The 14,656-nt window shown below is 59.3% G+C and carries 17 protein-coding genes; 9 read left to right on the forward strand and 8 right to left on the reverse strand.

The features are described 5' to 3' along the window. The first annotated feature begins 10 nt into the window (after positions 1-10). From AXG89_RS36505 to AXG89_RS36515, 3 genes are all read left to right on the forward strand, one after another. Entirely contained in the window at positions 11-793 is a 783-nt protein-coding gene (locus AXG89_RS36505; RefSeq protein WP_236873673.1) for an enoyl-CoA hydratase/isomerase family protein, read from the forward strand. A gap of 1 nt (position 794) precedes the next feature. Continuing rightward, positions 795-2,033 (forward strand): CaiB/BaiF CoA transferase family protein, encoded by a 1,239-nt coding sequence (locus tag AXG89_RS36510; protein ID WP_236873674.1) that lies wholly within the window; start codon positions 795-797, stop codon positions 2,031-2,033. 161 nt (positions 2,034-2,194) lie between these two features. Next, positions 2,195-3,094 (forward strand): DMT family transporter, encoded by a 900-nt coding sequence (locus tag AXG89_RS36515; protein ID WP_075360071.1) that lies wholly within the window; start codon positions 2,195-2,197, stop codon positions 3,092-3,094. Between the two features lie 6 nt (positions 3,095-3,100). Here AXG89_RS36515 and AXG89_RS36520 read toward each other — a convergent pair whose 3' ends face one another. Further along, on the reverse strand, positions 3,101-3,730 hold the full coding sequence (locus tag AXG89_RS36520; RefSeq protein WP_075360072.1) for a LysE family translocator: 630 nt from the start codon (positions 3,728-3,730) through the stop codon (positions 3,101-3,103). A gap of 242 nt (positions 3,731-3,972) precedes the next feature. Here AXG89_RS36520 and AXG89_RS36525 point away from each other — a divergent pair, with 242 nt between their 5' ends. Together AXG89_RS36525 and AXG89_RS36530 are read left to right on the forward strand one after the other, a co-directional pair. Next, positions 3,973-4,233, forward strand: coding sequence for a type II toxin-antitoxin system Phd/YefM family antitoxin (locus AXG89_RS36525; protein WP_062001223.1), 261 nt, complete (start codon positions 3,973-3,975; stop codon positions 4,231-4,233). Further along, on the forward strand, positions 4,230-4,493 hold the full coding sequence (locus AXG89_RS36530) for a Txe/YoeB family addiction module toxin (RefSeq protein ID WP_062001222.1): 264 nt from the start codon (positions 4,230-4,232) through the stop codon (positions 4,491-4,493). The genes AXG89_RS36525 and AXG89_RS36530 overlap by 4 nt, the downstream gene beginning before the upstream one ends. 84 nt (positions 4,494-4,577) lie before the next feature. Here AXG89_RS36530 and AXG89_RS36535 read toward each other — a convergent pair whose 3' ends face one another. Continuing rightward, positions 4,578-5,162 carry an NUDIX domain-containing protein gene (locus AXG89_RS36535; RefSeq protein ID WP_075360340.1) on the reverse strand — a complete coding sequence of 195 codons (585 nt, stop codon included), beginning with the start codon at positions 5,160-5,162 and terminating at the stop codon, positions 4,578-4,580. Between the two features lie 93 nt (positions 5,163-5,255). Here AXG89_RS36535 and AXG89_RS36540 point away from each other — a divergent pair, with 93 nt between their 5' ends. Continuing rightward, on the forward strand, positions 5,256-6,011 hold the full coding sequence (locus AXG89_RS36540; RefSeq protein WP_075360341.1) for a DeoR/GlpR family DNA-binding transcription regulator: 756 nt from the start codon (positions 5,256-5,258) through the stop codon (positions 6,009-6,011). An 8-nt stretch (positions 6,012-6,019) separates the two neighbouring features. On the opposite strand, the gene AXG89_RS36545 is transcribed toward AXG89_RS36540, so the two are convergent. After that, entirely contained in the window at positions 6,020-6,709 is a 690-nt protein-coding gene (locus AXG89_RS36545; protein ID WP_236873675.1) for a nucleoside 2-deoxyribosyltransferase, read from the reverse strand. A 388-nt stretch (positions 6,710-7,097) separates the two neighbouring features. Here AXG89_RS36545 and AXG89_RS36550 point away from each other — a divergent pair, with 388 nt between their 5' ends. Beyond that, positions 7,098-8,240 carry a GGDEF domain-containing protein gene (locus AXG89_RS36550; RefSeq protein WP_075360073.1) on the forward strand — a complete coding sequence of 381 codons (1,143 nt, stop codon included), beginning with the start codon at positions 7,098-7,100 and terminating at the stop codon, positions 8,238-8,240. 19 nt (positions 8,241-8,259) lie between these two features. Here AXG89_RS36550 and AXG89_RS36555 read toward each other — a convergent pair whose 3' ends face one another. Next, entirely contained in the window at positions 8,260-8,547 is a 288-nt protein-coding gene (locus AXG89_RS36555; protein ID WP_075360074.1) for a hypothetical protein, read from the reverse strand. Between the two features lie 275 nt (positions 8,548-8,822). On the opposite strand from AXG89_RS36555, the gene AXG89_RS36560 reads away from it, so the two are divergent. Beyond that, positions 8,823-9,473, forward strand: coding sequence for a YukJ family protein (locus tag AXG89_RS36560; protein WP_075360075.1), 651 nt, complete (start codon positions 8,823-8,825; stop codon positions 9,471-9,473). On the opposite strand, the gene AXG89_RS36565 is transcribed toward AXG89_RS36560, so the two are convergent. Together AXG89_RS36565 and AXG89_RS36570 are read right to left on the reverse strand one after the other, a co-directional pair. Beyond that, on the reverse strand, positions 9,470-9,811 hold the full coding sequence (locus AXG89_RS36565; protein WP_075360076.1) for a zinc ribbon domain-containing protein YjdM: 342 nt from the start codon (positions 9,809-9,811) through the stop codon (positions 9,470-9,472). The two genes, AXG89_RS36560 and AXG89_RS36565, sit on opposite strands and share 4 nt — an antisense overlap. Positions 9,812-9,913: 102 nt before the next feature. Further along, a complete protein-coding gene (locus AXG89_RS36570) occupies positions 9,914-11,086 on the reverse strand; it encodes an alpha-hydroxy acid oxidase (RefSeq protein WP_075360077.1) in 1,173 nt (390 codons plus the stop codon). A 71-nt stretch (positions 11,087-11,157) separates the two neighbouring features. On the opposite strand from AXG89_RS36570, the gene AXG89_RS36575 reads away from it, so the two are divergent. After that, positions 11,158-11,985, forward strand: a complete 828-nt coding sequence (locus AXG89_RS36575; RefSeq protein ID WP_062001214.1) for an IclR family transcriptional regulator — start codon at positions 11,158-11,160, stop codon at positions 11,983-11,985. 9 nt (positions 11,986-11,994) lie between these two features. Here AXG89_RS36575 and dapA read toward each other — a convergent pair whose 3' ends face one another. Next, positions 11,995-12,900 carry a 4-hydroxy-tetrahydrodipicolinate synthase gene (dapA, locus tag AXG89_RS36580; RefSeq protein ID WP_075360078.1) on the reverse strand — a complete coding sequence of 302 codons (906 nt, stop codon included), beginning with the start codon at positions 12,898-12,900 and terminating at the stop codon, positions 11,995-11,997. Between the two features lie 26 nt (positions 12,901-12,926). After that, on the reverse strand, positions 12,927-14,636 hold the full coding sequence (locus AXG89_RS36585) for an ABC transporter permease subunit (RefSeq protein ID WP_205583122.1): 1,710 nt from the start codon (positions 14,634-14,636) through the stop codon (positions 12,927-12,929). Positions 14,637-14,656: the final 20 nt, after the last annotated feature.

The following is a 14,656-nucleotide window of genomic DNA, read 5'->3' on the forward strand; positions in this document are numbered from 1 at the left end:
AGGAGTCGATGTGACTGAAGCTTCTATCCGGGTTGAACGCGACGAAACCATCGCGACGGTTGTCATCGATCGTCCGGAGAAACTCAATGCGATGACCAAGCCGCTGTGGCAAGGCCTTGGCGAAACCATCGACACCCTTTCCGCCGATGACACCCTGCGCTGCATCATCCTGCGCGGCGCGGGCGAGAAGGCGTTCTCGCCGGGCAACGATATAGCGGAGTTCCGCACCGATCGATCCAACGTCGAGCAGGCCCGTGCGTATGGCGCGATCATGCATCGCACGTTGGGCGCACTCGATCACTGCCGGCATCCGATTGTCGCGATGATCCACGGCATTTGCGTGGGCGGCGGTCTGGAGATTGCCGCAATGTGCGACCTGCGCATTTGCGGTGAATCGAGTCGTTTCGGCGTACCGATCAAAAACCTCGGCCTCGTGATGGCGCACGCGGAACTCGACGCGCTCGCGAAGCTCGCCGGGCCCGCAGTCGCGTTGGAGATCCTGCTGGAAGGCCGGATTTTCGATGCAAGGGAGGCATTCACCAAAGGCCTCGTCACGCGCGTGGTCCCCGACGATCAGGTCACGGCCGAGACATTGACCACCGCTCGCCGAATTGCCGATGGCGCTCCGCTGGTCGCGCGCTGGCACAAGCAGTTCGTCAAGCGCGCGATGAACCCCGCTCCGCTCACCGACGCCGAACGCGACGAAGGTTTCGCGTGTTTCGGCACGGAGGACTTTCGTACGGGTTACCAGGCCTTCCTCGACAAGGTCAAACCGGAATTCAAGGGACGTTGACATGTTCGAACACGACACATCCGATAGTAAAAGTTCAGGCCCGCTCGCCGGCATGCGCGTGATCGAGCTCGCGCACATCATGTCCGGTCCCATCTGCGGCATGATGCTCGCCGACATGGGCGCGGACGTCATCAAGGTCGAGAAAATTCCCGGCGGCGACGATTGCCGCCGTTTCGCGCCTATTCTCGAGGGCGGCGAATCGGCTTCGTTCATGATCGTGAACCGCAACAAGCGCGGCGTCGGTATCAACCTGAAGACAGATGGTGGCCGTGAAGTGCTGCGCAAGATGCTCGCAACGGCCGATGTCGTGACGGAGAACTACCGGCGCGGCACGATGGAAAAACTCGGCATGGGCTACGACGCGCTCAAGGCGGAAAACCCCGGCCTGATCTATTGCGCGATATCGGGTTTTGGGCGCACCGGTCCGATGGCCGACAAGGGCGGCTTCGATCTCATCGCGCAGGGCATGAGCGGCTTGATGAGCATGACGGGTGAGCCGGGCCAGGCGCCGATCAAGGCCGGCTCGCCGGTCACGGATATCAACGCCGGCATCCTCGCTGCGCTCGGCATTTGCGCGGCGTACGCGGGTAAGCAAAAAACCGGCATGGGGCAGATGGTCGATACATCGCTGTTCGAGGCTGGCTTGCAGCAAATGTACTGGGCCTTCGCCAACTACTTCGCCGACGGCACAGTGCTGCCGAAAGCAGGCTCGGCGAATCCGACGAGCACGCCGTATCAGGCATTCCGCACGCGCGATGGCTGGGTCAACATTGGCGGAGCAAACCAGAGTAACTACGAGCGCCTGGTCGGCGTGCTCGACATCCCGGGTCTGGCGGACGATGAACGCTTCAAGACCAATGCCGGGCGCATGAAGCATCGCGGCGTGCTGGTGGAGATACTCACGAACCGGCTGGTCGAGCGCACGACCAACGAATGGCTCACGATGTTCGATGAAATCGGTTTGCCCTCGGGTCCGGTGCTCGAGGTGCCGCAAGCGGTTGCACACGAGCAGGCATTGGCGCGTGGAATGATCGTGGAGACGACGCATCCGGTCGCGGGCCGCATGCGTGGCCTGGGCTTGCCGATCCATTTCTCCGATGGCCGCACGCAATCCCCCGTGCCGGCGCCGCTGTTAGGGCAGCATACGGCGGAGGTGCTGCGCGAATACGGTTTCTCCGATGCACGCATCGGCGCGCTGAAAGATGAAGGCGCAATCCTGGTTGGCGATGTAACGGGTTGAAGAACGGTGTTTGAAATCCGCCAAGGCTTAAACCGACAATAAATTGACGCGAGCCGACACCCCTCGTCGGCTCGACCGCCACGTCATCCGATTCACGATTTCCCGGTGATAAGCTACGCCGTGTCCGACCCGCGCGCTCTTTCTCCGGAAACGCGAACCCAATGCCTCTTTCCATTGCGCAAAGCAATACCGTTCCGCTGCGCAGCGTCACGCAAATCCTTGCGGCGATGCTTTGCTTCGCGTTAGTCGATGCCCTCGCAAAATCGTTAAGCCTGCGATACCCCGCGAACGAGGTGACATTTTTCCGCATGATTTTCGGCTTGTTCCCCGCATTTGCGATGAGCTTGCAAAGCAGCAAACCGCTGATGCAACGCTTGATGAATCTGGACATCAAAGCGCAGACAGTAAGAGCGATCACCTTGTTGTGCGCGCTTGGCCTTTTCTTTGCAGGCCTGCCTTATGTGCCGCTAAGCGAGGCTGTCGCAATCGTTTATTCGGAAACGATTTTCGTGATCGTCCTCGCGCCGTTGCTGCTGAAGGAAACACTAAGGCGGCGCGATGCAGGCGCGGCGGCAATCGGCTTTATGGGCGTGCTGCTGGTCGTGCGTCCGACCAGCGATCAAACCAGTTGGCTTGGTCCGGTTCTTCTGATTCTGAGCGCGATATTCGGCGCATTATCGATCCTGCAAATCAAGCGGCTTCGCGCAAGCGATGACTCCAGCGTCACAGTCCTTTACTTCACGATGATCGGTGCCATTGTCAGCGGGTTCTCGCTGATGTTCGCCTGGAAAACACCAACGCTTGATTCACTTGCCATCCTCGCATTGGTCGGCGTTCTCGCCGGCACAGGCCAGTTGCTGATGACCATGGCCTTTCGTCGCGCCGACGCCAGCGCGCTTGCCCCCTACAACTACACGAGCATCGTGTGGGCCGCGATCTTCGGCTACGTCGCTTGGGGCGAGACCGTCGGCGCGGTTTCGCTTGCGGGCATCCTGCTGATCGTGGGCAGTTCCATCATGGTTGCGATCCGGCGCAAGCAGGCGGACGGTCCCATCGTTTAGAGGCTTTTATTCAAACGACAAGCGCAGCGCGAACGCCAGCAATGCCGCCGAAAACGTCCAGCGCTGCACGACCTGTGCGCGCGGATGATTGCGCAGCCAGCCTGAAATGCGTGTGGCGCCGAACGCCAGGGTGGTATCGAAGGCAGCGCCCATCGCGACCAGCACCACGCCGAGCTCGACGACTTGCGACCACACCGCGCCTGCATCGGGATGTATGAATTGCGGCAATAATACCGAGCAGAACAGCAGGGCCTTGGGGTTGAGCAAGCTGCTCATCATGCCTTTCAGGAATGCGGAGCGCAGCGTGTAAGCCGCGCCGGATGCTGCGTTGTTCGTATCGAGACCAAAAGCCGGCGAGCGGAAAATCTGGATCGCGATATACGCAAGATACATCGCTCCGACTATACGCACGCCGTCGTAAAGCCAGGGCGCGCTGCGCAGCAGCGCGGCCACGCCCAGCGCCGACAAGGTGACGTGAAGCGTGCGCGCAACTGCGAGGCCGGCAGCCGTCGATAGACCGTGTCTCAGCCCGCGCGATGCGCTCATCTGCAAGACGATCGCCATATCGGGTCCGGGCAACGCATACACCACCGCAAGCGCGCCGACAAACACCATTAATAGTTGCAGCGAAATCATGATCAGCCTCGAAGTCCGAAGCCATTATGGTGCCGCCGAATGCCTGGTGTTTTCCTGCCAAGTGCGGGCGGTTTGCCATCGTAATTAGCGGAAAACGCTCAAAATCTCCACTCTGAGAATCGAGGGCCTGCCATGCGCCGAGAACGCAAATCGAACGTCTTCATGTACAGGTAGTTGTACATATTCGGTCCAGCATGCTAGACTGGTGTGCTGGTCAGTGAAGGAAAAGACAAGGAGGAAATATGCGCACAATCCCTTTCACCGAGGCTCGCGCTAACCTTAAGCAGGTGATTGATAACGTGGTTGATGACGTCGACGTTACGCTTATCACTCGCCGCGATGCACCCAATGCAATAGTCATGTCACAGGAGCATTACGACAGCTTGATGGAGACGGTTTATCTCCTGCGATCACCAGCGAATATTGCTCATCTCGAGCGGTCTATCAAGCAGTTGCGCACGGGCAAGGTCAAGTCACACGAGTTGGATGAAACAGGCGCATGAGTTCGTTGAACATCATGTGGACTGCCGAGGCGTGGGACGATTATATTTATTGGCAGGGGCAAGATAAGAAGACCCTTAAACGGATCAACCAGCTTATTAAAGACACCCAGCGAACGCCGTTCGAAGGTGTTGGCAAACCGGAACCGCTGAAGGCTAACCTGACAGGGTTTTGGTCGCGACGCATCGACGAAACCAATCGCCTGGTTTACGAGGTCGCGGATTCGCAGATCAATATTGTCTCGTGCCGCTACCACTACTGACTCATTCAAGAGGATGCCGGACGCCGCGGTAAGCATCCGGGCGCATCAAGCTGTTGGCGGATACACGCGCTGCCCGACCTGGATTTACAACACGCGATTCAACGCCACGAACTGCAGCAACATGATCGTTTTAGCATCGACGATCTCACCACGCCGCACCGCATCGAGCGCGTCCTGAAGCGGCCATTCGATCACCTCGAGATCCTCCCCTTCAGCCTCCACACCGCCGCCGTGACCGACGCGCGAGGACGCATCGTATTCAGCAATGAAAAAGTGCAGCTTCTCAGTCACCGATCCGGGGCTCATATACGCCTCGAATACCTTCTCGACGTTCTGCACGCGGTACCCCGTTTCCTCTTCCGCTTCCGCGCGAATGCGTTCTTCGGGCGAGGCGTTATCGAGCAGACCGGCGGCGGCTTCGATCATCATGCCGTCGTGCCCGTTCACGAACGCAGGCAGGCGGAATTGCCGCGTCAGCACGACTGTCTGCCGTTCGCGGTTGAAGAGAAGGATGGTCGCACCGTTGCCGCGGTCGTAGGTCTCGCGGCTTTGACGCTGCCAGACGCCATCGCTGCGCAGGAAGTCGAAGGTGGTTTTCTTCAGGATGTACCAGTCATTTGAGAGGACGGTCGTATCGATGATGCGGACTCTGTCTTTTGTAGTGACCATCGGTTTTGCTCCGGTATCGCGAAAAAGGAGCATTCATGGTATCGTGCAAATTCGTGCAATATCAAGATGTTTCGTGCAAATGAGTTTTCAACCATGCTGACGTCCCAACGAAAGAAAGCGATCCTCGATGCGCTGGCGCGCGACGGCCAGGTGCTCGCGAAACAACTCAGCGAGACCTTCGATGTATCCGAGGACACCGTGCGGCGCGACCTGCGCGAACTGGCCGGCGAGGGACTATTGCAGCGCGTGCATGGCGGCGCGTTGCCGGCATCGAGCGCGGTGGCGCCGTTTGCCGAGCGGCGACAGATCGAGTCATCCGCCAAACGCGCGATTGCGGGTGCAGCGGCGGCTATGATCGGAAAAGGGCAGGTCGTGATCATCGATGGCGGCACGACGTCCGCCGAACTGATCCGGCAAATCCCCCGCGACTTGCAAGCGACGGTCGTGACGCACAGCCCGAGCGTGGCTGTCGGGCTGATCGATCATCCGCTGATAGAAGTGCTTGTGATCGGCGGGCGGCTCTTCAAGCATTCAATAGTGACGGTCGGCGCCGCGGCGATCGAAGCCATGTCGCATATTCAGGCCGATATCTATTTCATGGGCGTCACCGGCGTGCATCCCACGGCGGGATTGAGCACAGGCGATTACGAAGAGGCGTATGTAAAGCGGGCGCTCGCGGCGCGTGCGGCCGAGACGGTGGTGCTGGCGTCTTCGGACAAGATCAACGCCGCTTCGCAATTCGTGATTGGAGGGCTCGCGCTTGCCCAGACGATCATTGTCGAGATGGCGACCGATCCGGCGCTGACAAAACCGCTGGAGAAATCGGGCGTGACAATCGTGCGTGCTTAGGCCGTATGTTAAATGAGTCCTTCGGCGGCCATGCTATCCAGACATTTTTCCGGGCCGCCCACAACAAGGCGTGCCGTACACGCAAGCATCAGGTTCAGACTCAAACCGAAATCCTCGACCACAAAACCACTGGCGCAATACGAAGCGCCGCCTTCTTTCCTAACCGATACACGCTCGATCAATGTCCGGTTATCGCCCGTGTAAGCCCATATCGGCTTGTTTAGCGCGGCGGCAAATCCGACTTCGAACGCGGTGCCGCTATCCGGCTCACCTGCGCCGCGAAAGTCGTTGAGATTTGCCATGACGATATCCGCCGAGCGAATCAATTCCATGTTCGCGCGGCAAATCCATTGCGCCTGGCCAAGCTGATCCAGTTCGTCCGGGACTTCGCTATCGAGCGGATACAGACCGATCGCGCCACGCGACTGACACATCGCCTTGAGCATTTCGCCATGAGCAAGCGCGTCGTTTCGAAAGACATCGAAACCCGCGAGATAGATTCGCGGCGTGGATGCTGCCAATTCGATAGGAAGCGGCGTTGGTGTGTAGCGACCTTCGCGAACCTTGCGACGAACCCGGTTCAACTGTTTATGAACCGAGGTTACGAGCTTACCCGTGCGCATTGCGATTTCTTCGACGCTCAAGCCTTGGTCGACCAGTTCGATAATCGACAGTTGTTTCTTGGTTGGGCCGCGCATTGCTCTCCCGGATACTGCGTTTACTTAAGCTAAAGATTATCGCATTAGCGCCGTCAAGCTAGTTAAGGCGTAATCAGGCTTGCACGTCGCCTGCCTTGAAAGCCCCGGTTTCGCCAAATCAACAAGCCGCTTTAGAGGCGATTCACCATTGATCAGGCAAGGGCGGCTGGTTATCGGCTAGTAAGCGGGCTTAGAATACGCCCATGTGCAGGCGTCCCGCTTAGGGAAAATACCGGGGACACGTCAACGCCGCAGCCTGGCGATTCAGAGAGACCGCCGGCGTTATTTGTTTCTAGACAGATCTCGAACATACCGATTGAGTCCATGACAGGCAGGAAGTGCAACGCCGACGTGGCAAAAACAGTCGCGCAAAAAAAAGCGAAGATCCATGGATACCAAATTAGCGCCTTTTAGTTTGCCTCGCTGGCGGTTCACAACGTGGTTGTGCTATTCCGGGCCCGACGTACCAGACGATATACGCGTTGCGTTGATCGGAAGCCTGTTTGGCACATTGCCGATTTTTGCCGGCGGCGTTCTCAATACCATTGCCGTTTCCATCGCCATCACGATGCGTGAACCCACGCCTGCGTTCATTGCATGGGTGGTGTTGGAGGTCCTGTTGTGCGGTACGCGCCTGGTCCTGCTGGTCGCGGCGCACCGGGCCGCACGCCGAGGTCAACCGACCTACACGGACGTGTATCTGCTGCTGGGCGTGCTATGGGGAGCAAGTGTCGGTTACGGTGCGTTCATCAGTATCCTGAGTACGGACTGGATTGCGGCAACGCTGTCCTGTTTGTCCGCCGCCGCCATGGTCGGCGGGATCTGCTTCAGGAATTTTGGCGCCCCGCGGCTCGTCGCGATCATGATCTTATTGTCGCTGGGTCCTTGCTGCATTGCTGCGGCAATGTCCAAGGAACTCATCCTGACGCTTACGCTGATCCAGATCCCGTTTTATCTGGTTGCAATGAGCATCGCCGCATTCCGTCTCAACGGACTGCTCGTTTCAACGATGAAAGCCGAAAGGGAAAATGACCATCGTGCGCGGCATGACGCGCTGACCAGCTTGCCGAATCGCGCGGGACTGATTCACGCATCGCAGACGCGGTACAAGGCGGCGTCGGGCAATCGCGATAAGACCGCGGTGCTTTACATCGACCTGGACGGCTTCAAACCCGTCAACGACCAGTACGGTCACGAAGCCGGCGACCTGTTGCTCGTGATGATCGGCGGACGTCTGAATGCGCTGAAAGGTCCCGACGACATGGTGTTTCGTATTGGCGGTGATGAGTTTGTGGTGACCATCAGCGCGTCGGGTCACGACGACGCCGCGGCTTTCGCCGACCGGCTGATCAGTGAAATGTCGTCGTCGTTTGCGCTGACATCGCATGTCTCGGTGAACGTGGGCGCGAGCATTGGCGTGGCGCTCGTGCCGGACCATGGCGCTGACGTATTGACCGCACTCAACGCCGCCGATAAAGCCCTGAACGTCGCCAAGGCCATGGGAAAAGCGCGCTGGAGCCTGGCGACTTAGCAAGCTTCGTCAAAGCGCGTCAGCGTTTATCTTCCAGCGACGACCCGCCGCTCAGCCACGACATGTCCACGTGCAGCAGTTCCGATAAACGCCGGCAATCCGCATTACGCGGCAATGTAATTCCTGCCCGCCACAACGCAACATCACCCTCGGTGACCCCAAGCGATTTCGCCACGCGCTGCGACGTCAGCCGCGAGCGCTTGATGGTCATGTCGAGCCTTGCAGCGAATGCGCGGCCCAGCCGTTGGCCGCCGCTATTTTCGCTGCTGTCGCTGACATGGTGGTCGGTAAGACTGTGTGCGTTCATGAATGCGCAATGCCAATGGCGGTTACGGTGTTCGAACGGGGAACTGTATGGGATCAAAAAGTCGTGTTAGTGACATTACATTCGCTTTAACGGGTGAAATGTTTTCAGGCGCACATAACAATAAAGATGCGGAAATGCCAAGCCGCCGCAAGCACGTTTCCTTGACGTTTTGATGTCAGGCGCACATTTGAATCAAATTTTGTTTCGGCGGCGGCTCAAACCGGCAAAGCGGCGCAAACTTTGCTGCATGTAAAACTTAAACCAGGGAGGAACACATGTCAGTGAACTATGGCGTGCTCAAAGGCACGGTAACGGGCCACCTTCGCAACGCCGACGATGACCATTATCAGATCCTCGTCCACGGCGGCACGACGGTTTTTCGAATTGCATCGAATGTGAAATCGTCGGCGCCGCACGCACCTTCCATCGTGCTGTTCGAAGAACTCGATACGCTGCCCGCGGCTTTTATCAGCGAGCTGGCTGCGCTCACCCCGGGCTTCACGAAGTTGTCATCGACGCCTGGCGGCCTTGCGATCGATTACGTGCGCGGCGGCCTTGTCGATACAAAATCGATGAAACCCGTTCCGGCCGACGCGCCCGGTGTGAACAACGACCTGAAGGACAAACTGGAAGACGCGGTCGTGACCGCAATGGCCATGGAAGGATCGATTGTTTATGCGTTCGGATCGCGCTGGGGCCCGGAGCAAAACAAACCGGATCAGTACTTCAACTTCGTTCCCGGCAACGGCGTTCATGATATCCACATGAACCAGGGCAACGGCGGCCAGTACGCGAGCGACAACGGCGCGTATCAGGACGGCGCGCTGATGATCGCGTATCCAAACAATACGTGGCGTGCATTTTTCTTCGCGTTTCAGTCGCAGACGTTCGATACCGATGCAAACGGCAACCCCGTGAAGGCTTAAACCTTCTTCAGGTAGCAGGCCTTGAGCATGAAACTGCCGGCGTCCATCTTGCAATCGACTTCATGGTCGCCGCCAACCAGCCGGATGCTCTTCACTTTCGTGCCGACTTTCAGCGTGATCGATGAGCCCTTGACCTTGAGGTCCTTGATCAGCACAACGGAATCGCCATTGGCGAGCACATTGCCGTTGGAGTCCTTGACGACGGGGGTTTCGTCGTCAGTGGTGGACGCGGTATCGGTTGCGGACCATTCGTGGCCGCAGTCAGCGCAAATGATGCGGTCCGCGTCGGCGTAAGTGTTTTCCATCGAGCAGAGCGGGCAGGGCGGGAGCGTAGACATGATTCCTCAAATAATCGTAACGGTCGAAGCGATGCGAACACGTTCTGGAATGCAAACGGGATCGCTTCGAAAGGCGGGATTATAGAGGGCGCTTCAGCCGGTTCATGTTCTGCAATGCAACCCATGATTGACCACATCATTCGCATTGCCGATAAACGCCGGGCCCAGGTCGGCAAGTGTCTGGCACCCGAGCAAACGCATCGCGATCAACATCTCGTCCATCATCAGCGCAAGAACGCCGGCTGCACCTGCGAGGCCGTTCGCCGCGACGCCATACAACGGCGCGCGTCCAAGCAGCACGCCGCTTGCGCCCAACGCGACCGCTTTCAACGCATCGCTGCCGCGCCGCACGCCGCCATCCACCAGCACGGTCATGTCGCTGCCGACCGCGTCCACGATTCCCGGTAAGACCTCAACGGGCGCAAACGTGCTGCCTAATTGCCGGCCGCCATGATTCGATACAACGATGCCATCTGCCCCATGCTTCAAGGCGAGCGTTGCATCGTCGGCGCTCATCACGCCCTTGACGATCACCTTGCCAGTCCAGTGCGCGCGGACCCAATCGAGGTCGGTCCATCCGAGGTTCAGATCCATCTGCCGGCTCAGCATGGCCGAATGACGCGATAAATCCGCGCGCTCACCCACGCTCTTCGCGATGTTCTTGAGTTGCGGCGAACCGGAGCGCGCCATTTGCATCGACCAGTGCGGATGCATCATGCAATCGGCAATGAGCTTCGGCGTCAGCCTCAACGGCAGTTTGAAACCGTTGCGCGTGTCGTGGTCGCGCTTGCCGTGCACGGGGACATCGACGGTGAGAAGAAGCGTCGAGTAACCTGCAGCGCTCGCGCGCCGCATGATGTCTTCGGCAATGCCTCGATCCTGTTGCACATAGAGCTGCATCCACAAGTCGCCTTGCGGCGCGGCGGCGCGCACGTCTTCGAGCAGCGACGTGGAAGCCGTCGATAGCGCGAACGGCAAACCCGCGCGGCTCGCCGCCTGAGCGAGAAGTTCATCGGCGCGCGGCCAGAACAGGCCGTTCAAACCCGTCGGCCCGACGATCATCGGCGCGGCGGCTTCACGCCCGAAAAACTGTGTTGCCGCCGAACAAATGGACACGTCCTTCAACACGCGCGGCTTGAAAAGCCACTGCTTGTAGGCGTCCGTATTGCGCTTTAACGCATCGCCGTCTTCTGCACCGCCATCGAGATAATCGAACGCCAGGCGCGACAAACGCCGGCGTGCAGCAAGCCGGTAATCCGCTACCGATGAAACCATTCAAGCTCCCTGATTCGATTGCACTACAATCGTGATAATCACAATCCGATACTTTCAGAAGCCCAACAAGCATGGTCAAAAGCGCTGCCGGCAAGCCAGAAGAGTTAGCCGAGAAAGAGACTCAGCGCTCGTCGCTGTTTGTCGGATCGACCGAAAAAGCCTTCCAGGTCCTGCACGCGTTCGACGGTCCGAGCCGCCACATGACGCTCGTCGATATTGCACGCGCCTCCGGTCTCGATCGCAGCGCCACGCAGCGCCTCGTGCACACACTCGAAGTGCTCGGCTATCTGTATCGTGTGCCGGAAACGCGTAACTACGGCTTGACCACCAAGGTGCTGCAGTTCTCGTACAACTACGTGCGTGCGAACGAACTCATCGACAAAGCCTCGCCGTATCTTCTGGACATCAGCCGCCGGCTTGGCGAAACCACCAACCTCCAGGAACTCGACGGCCACGAGATCGTGTTTGTGGCGCGCTTTCCGGGGCAGCATCTGGTGAACATCGACATCGTGGTCGGCGCGCGTTTGCCGGCCATGTTCACGGCGTCGGGCATTGCAATCCTGTCGCGCCTTTCCGACGAACGCGTGCGCGAGATCCTCTCGCAAACCCGGCTCGATCCGATCACGCATTACACCGAAACCAACCCCGAGAAGCTGCTGGAACGCGTGCGTAAAGTCGCGCGGCGCGGTTATGCGGTGATCGAAAACGAAACCGTGCTCGGCGATATTTCCGTGGCCGCGCCGGTGACCGATCACGGCGGCATGGCGGTCGCCGCCATCAACATCTCGGTGCCGACGTCGCGCTGGTCTATCGAACGCGTTGAAGCCGAGCTCGCGCAGCACGTGCAGGTCGCCGCGACTTCCATTTCGAAGGCGCGGCTTTCCGGCTACAAGCGCTGAGCGTTCACTTCAAAGCTTGCGTTCGAACAGATCGAGCTGCTTTTCGAGTTCCGCGCGCAGATTCGCCGACAACGCCGGGTCCGCCTGAACCAGCGGCGCGAGCATGTCGGGCGCGTGGACATCGATAAGATCCATCACCGATTTCATCGGACCGGGGTTGGTCTCGGCGAACGCCAGGTTCATCAGCGGGATCAGCGAGCGATGCAGCGCGAGCGCATCCTGGGTCTTCCCTTCGCAAGCGAGGTCATAGATCCTTTTCCATGCGGTCGGCAACAGCGTCGCTGTCACCACGATGCCACCGCGCGCCCCGGCCGCCACATGCAGCGGAAACAGCGTGTCTTCGCCGCTCAGAACAGCGAACGATTCATCCACGCCCGCGACCGTGCGCAGGAAGTGCCACATGTCCGTGTTGCACGCCTTCATGCCGATGATCCGCTCGTGCTTCGACAACTCGTGCAGCACTTCGGGCGCAATCGAGATCCGCGTGCGATACGGGATCTCATAGATGAGGATGGGCAGCGGCGATTCGTCGGCGTATCGCAGGAAGTAATCGCGGATGCCGCCTTGTGTCGGGTTCGTGTAGTACGGCGTCAGCACGAGCAGAGCGTCGGCGCCGGCCGCGGCGAAGTCCTTGCCGGCTTGCATGGCATCGTGATAACCGGGATCGAGTACGCCCGCGATCACCGGGATCTTGCCCGCTGCTTCCTTCGCCGTGATCTCGGCCATGCGAATGCGTTCCGCACGCGAAAGCGCGCCGTATTCGCCGGTGCCGCCGAGCGGTACCACGCCATCCACGCCTTGCTTCAGCAGATAGCGCATCAGGGCGCGGGCGGCATCGGCGTTGATCGTGTCGTCAGGATTGACGGGTGTTGGAATGGCCGGGAAGACGCCACGCAGTTGTTGAGCTGAAAGCATGAGTAAGTCCTGTAAAACGATGGTTTTCAAGAAGCAAGGCTGCGTCGGCGCAAGCGGTCAGCGACCCAGATCAGCACCGCAATGAACGCAAACAAACAAGTCGATACCGACGCAATGACCGGCGAAATCTGCATGGTGATTTCGTCCCAGAACTGCTTGGGCAAGGTCGTGCTCAAGCCGCCCGACGAGAACAGCGCGATGGTGAGTTCATCGAAGGACGTCGCGAACGCGAACAGGAACGACGACATCAAGCCCGCGCCGAGGATCGGGAAGGTGACGCGGCGCAACGTGGCCCACGGACGCGCCCCCATGCTTTGTGCAGCGAGGTCGAGGCGGGTGTCGTAGTTGCGCAGCACGGCCATCATGGTGATCACCACATAAGGCACGGCGACGACCGTATGCGCCAGCACGAGCCCATACGCCGAACCGATCAGCCCGATCTTCGCGAAGAAATAGAACACGCCGACTGCGATGATCATGCGCGGCACGACGATGGGCGCGAGCACGAACGCAAGCATTGCGGCCTTGCCTTTCATGCCGCCGCGCACGAGCAGGAAGGCGGCGGGCGTGCCGATCAGCATCGAGAGAATGCCGGTGCCGATACCCACGAGCATTGAACGCGTGATGGCCTGCATCCATAGCGGCGAATCCGCGATCTGCCGATACCACTGCAACGAGAATCCATGCGGGGGCCATGCGAGACCGGAAGCGGAATCGAAGGAAAGCGGGATCATCAGGAACGCGGGCGCGCTCAGGAACACCAGCAGCAGGATCACGACTACACGCAGACTGAGGCTTGCGCCAACAGTTGCGCGTCTGCGGCGTTTCGGAAGCAGGCCGATGACAAAGTCGGTCGCGTTGCCGAGCGTCGTCAGGATGAAATCGCCGAGCTTGCGGCCGAATCCGCTGCCGTGTTTCGGGCCGCGTGCGGAGGAGCCGCCCGCCATTGTCGAGAGTCCGACCAGGCGGTCGTAGATGAGGAACACGATCAGCACGACCGCCAGCAGCAACACGGAGATCGCGCCCGCGAACCCCCAGTTCAACGCCTGCATCACCTGATCGATGATCAATTGCGTGATCATTGTCTGATGGCGTCCACCGAGCAGCGTAGGCGTAATGAAAAAGCCGATGGCGGTCACGAAAACCATCAACGCGCCCGCTGCAACGCCAGGCAGCGACAACGGGAAATACACCTTCCAGAACACTGTTCCCGGACGAGCGCCGAGTGTGGCTGCGGCGCTCGGCAAACGCCGGTCGATGTTCTCCATGACCGACAACATGGTCAGCACCGCGAGCGGCATCAGCGCATGAACCATGCCGACGATCACAGCGGAAAAGTTGTAAAGCAGGTTCAACGGCCGGTCGATGATCCCCAGTCCCATCAGCACCTGATTGATCACGCCATTGCGCCCGAGCAGCACGACCCACGCAAACGTGCGCACGAGAAAGCTGGTCCAGAAGGAAAGCAGGACCCAGAAGAGAAGGCGGTTCTTGCGCTCCCGCGTCAGCGATGAAATCAGATACGCGATCGGATATCCGGTGAGCACGGAAAAGAACGTCGTCCAAAGGGAGACCTTCAGCGTGATCAGCAACACATCCACATAGACCGACGATGCAAACAGCCGCTTGTATTCCACGAGCGTGAAACCGGTGCCGTTATGCACGCTCAACAGCAGCAGTTGCCCGACGGGGTAGACCAGCATCACCAGCAGCAGGATCACGATCGGCGCACTCATCGCACCGGGGCGCAGCCATG

The sequence above is a fragment of the Burkholderia sp. PAMC 26561 genome, assembly GCF_001557535.2.
In the GTDB taxonomy this organism is placed as follows: Bacteria; Pseudomonadota; Gammaproteobacteria; order Burkholderiales; family Burkholderiaceae; genus Caballeronia.

Excerpts from the sequence above, each read along its gene's own strand:
- AXG89_RS36525 (WP_062001223.1), top strand. The coding sequence starts at position 3,973 with ATGCGCACAATCCCTTTCACCGAGGCTCGCGCTAACCTTAAGCAGGTG.
- AXG89_RS36535 (WP_075360340.1), bottom strand. The coding sequence starts at position 5,162 with ATGGTCACTACAAAAGACAGAGTCCGCATCATCGATACGACCGTCCTC.
- AXG89_RS36575 (WP_062001214.1), top strand. The coding sequence starts at position 11,158 with ATGGTCAAAAGCGCTGCCGGCAAGCCAGAAGAGTTAGCCGAGAAAGAG.
- AXG89_RS36570 (WP_075360077.1), bottom strand. The coding sequence starts at position 11,086 with ATGGTTTCATCGGTAGCGGATTACCGGCTTGCTGCACGCCGGCGTTTG.
- AXG89_RS36585 (WP_205583122.1), bottom strand. The coding sequence starts at position 14,636 with ATGAGTGCGCCGATCGTGATCCTGCTGCTGGTGATGCTGGTCTACCCC.
- AXG89_RS36565 (WP_075360076.1), bottom strand. The coding sequence starts at position 9,811 with ATGTCTACGCTCCCGCCCTGCCCGCTCTGCTCGATGGAAAACACTTAC.
- AXG89_RS36555 (WP_075360074.1), bottom strand. The coding sequence starts at position 8,547 with ATGAACGCACACAGTCTTACCGACCACCATGTCAGCGACAGCAGCGAA.
- AXG89_RS36520 (WP_075360072.1), bottom strand. The coding sequence starts at position 3,730 with ATGATTTCGCTGCAACTATTAATGGTGTTTGTCGGCGCGCTTGCGGTG.
- AXG89_RS36560 (WP_075360075.1), top strand. The coding sequence starts at position 8,823 with ATGTCAGTGAACTATGGCGTGCTCAAAGGCACGGTAACGGGCCACCTT.
- AXG89_RS36545 (WP_236873675.1), bottom strand. The coding sequence starts at position 6,709 with ATGCGCGGCCCAACCAAGAAACAACTGTCGATTATCGAACTGGTCGAC.
- dapA (WP_075360078.1), bottom strand. The coding sequence starts at position 12,900 with ATGCTTTCAGCTCAACAACTGCGTGGCGTCTTCCCGGCCATTCCAACA.
- AXG89_RS36515 (WP_075360071.1), top strand. The coding sequence starts at position 2,195 with ATGCCTCTTTCCATTGCGCAAAGCAATACCGTTCCGCTGCGCAGCGTC.
- AXG89_RS36530 (WP_062001222.1), top strand. The coding sequence starts at position 4,230 with ATGAGTTCGTTGAACATCATGTGGACTGCCGAGGCGTGGGACGATTAT.
- AXG89_RS36550 (WP_075360073.1), top strand. The coding sequence starts at position 7,098 with ATGGATACCAAATTAGCGCCTTTTAGTTTGCCTCGCTGGCGGTTCACA.
- AXG89_RS36510 (WP_236873674.1), top strand. The coding sequence starts at position 795 with ATGTTCGAACACGACACATCCGATAGTAAAAGTTCAGGCCCGCTCGCC.
- AXG89_RS36540 (WP_075360341.1), top strand. The coding sequence starts at position 5,256 with ATGCTGACGTCCCAACGAAAGAAAGCGATCCTCGATGCGCTGGCGCGC.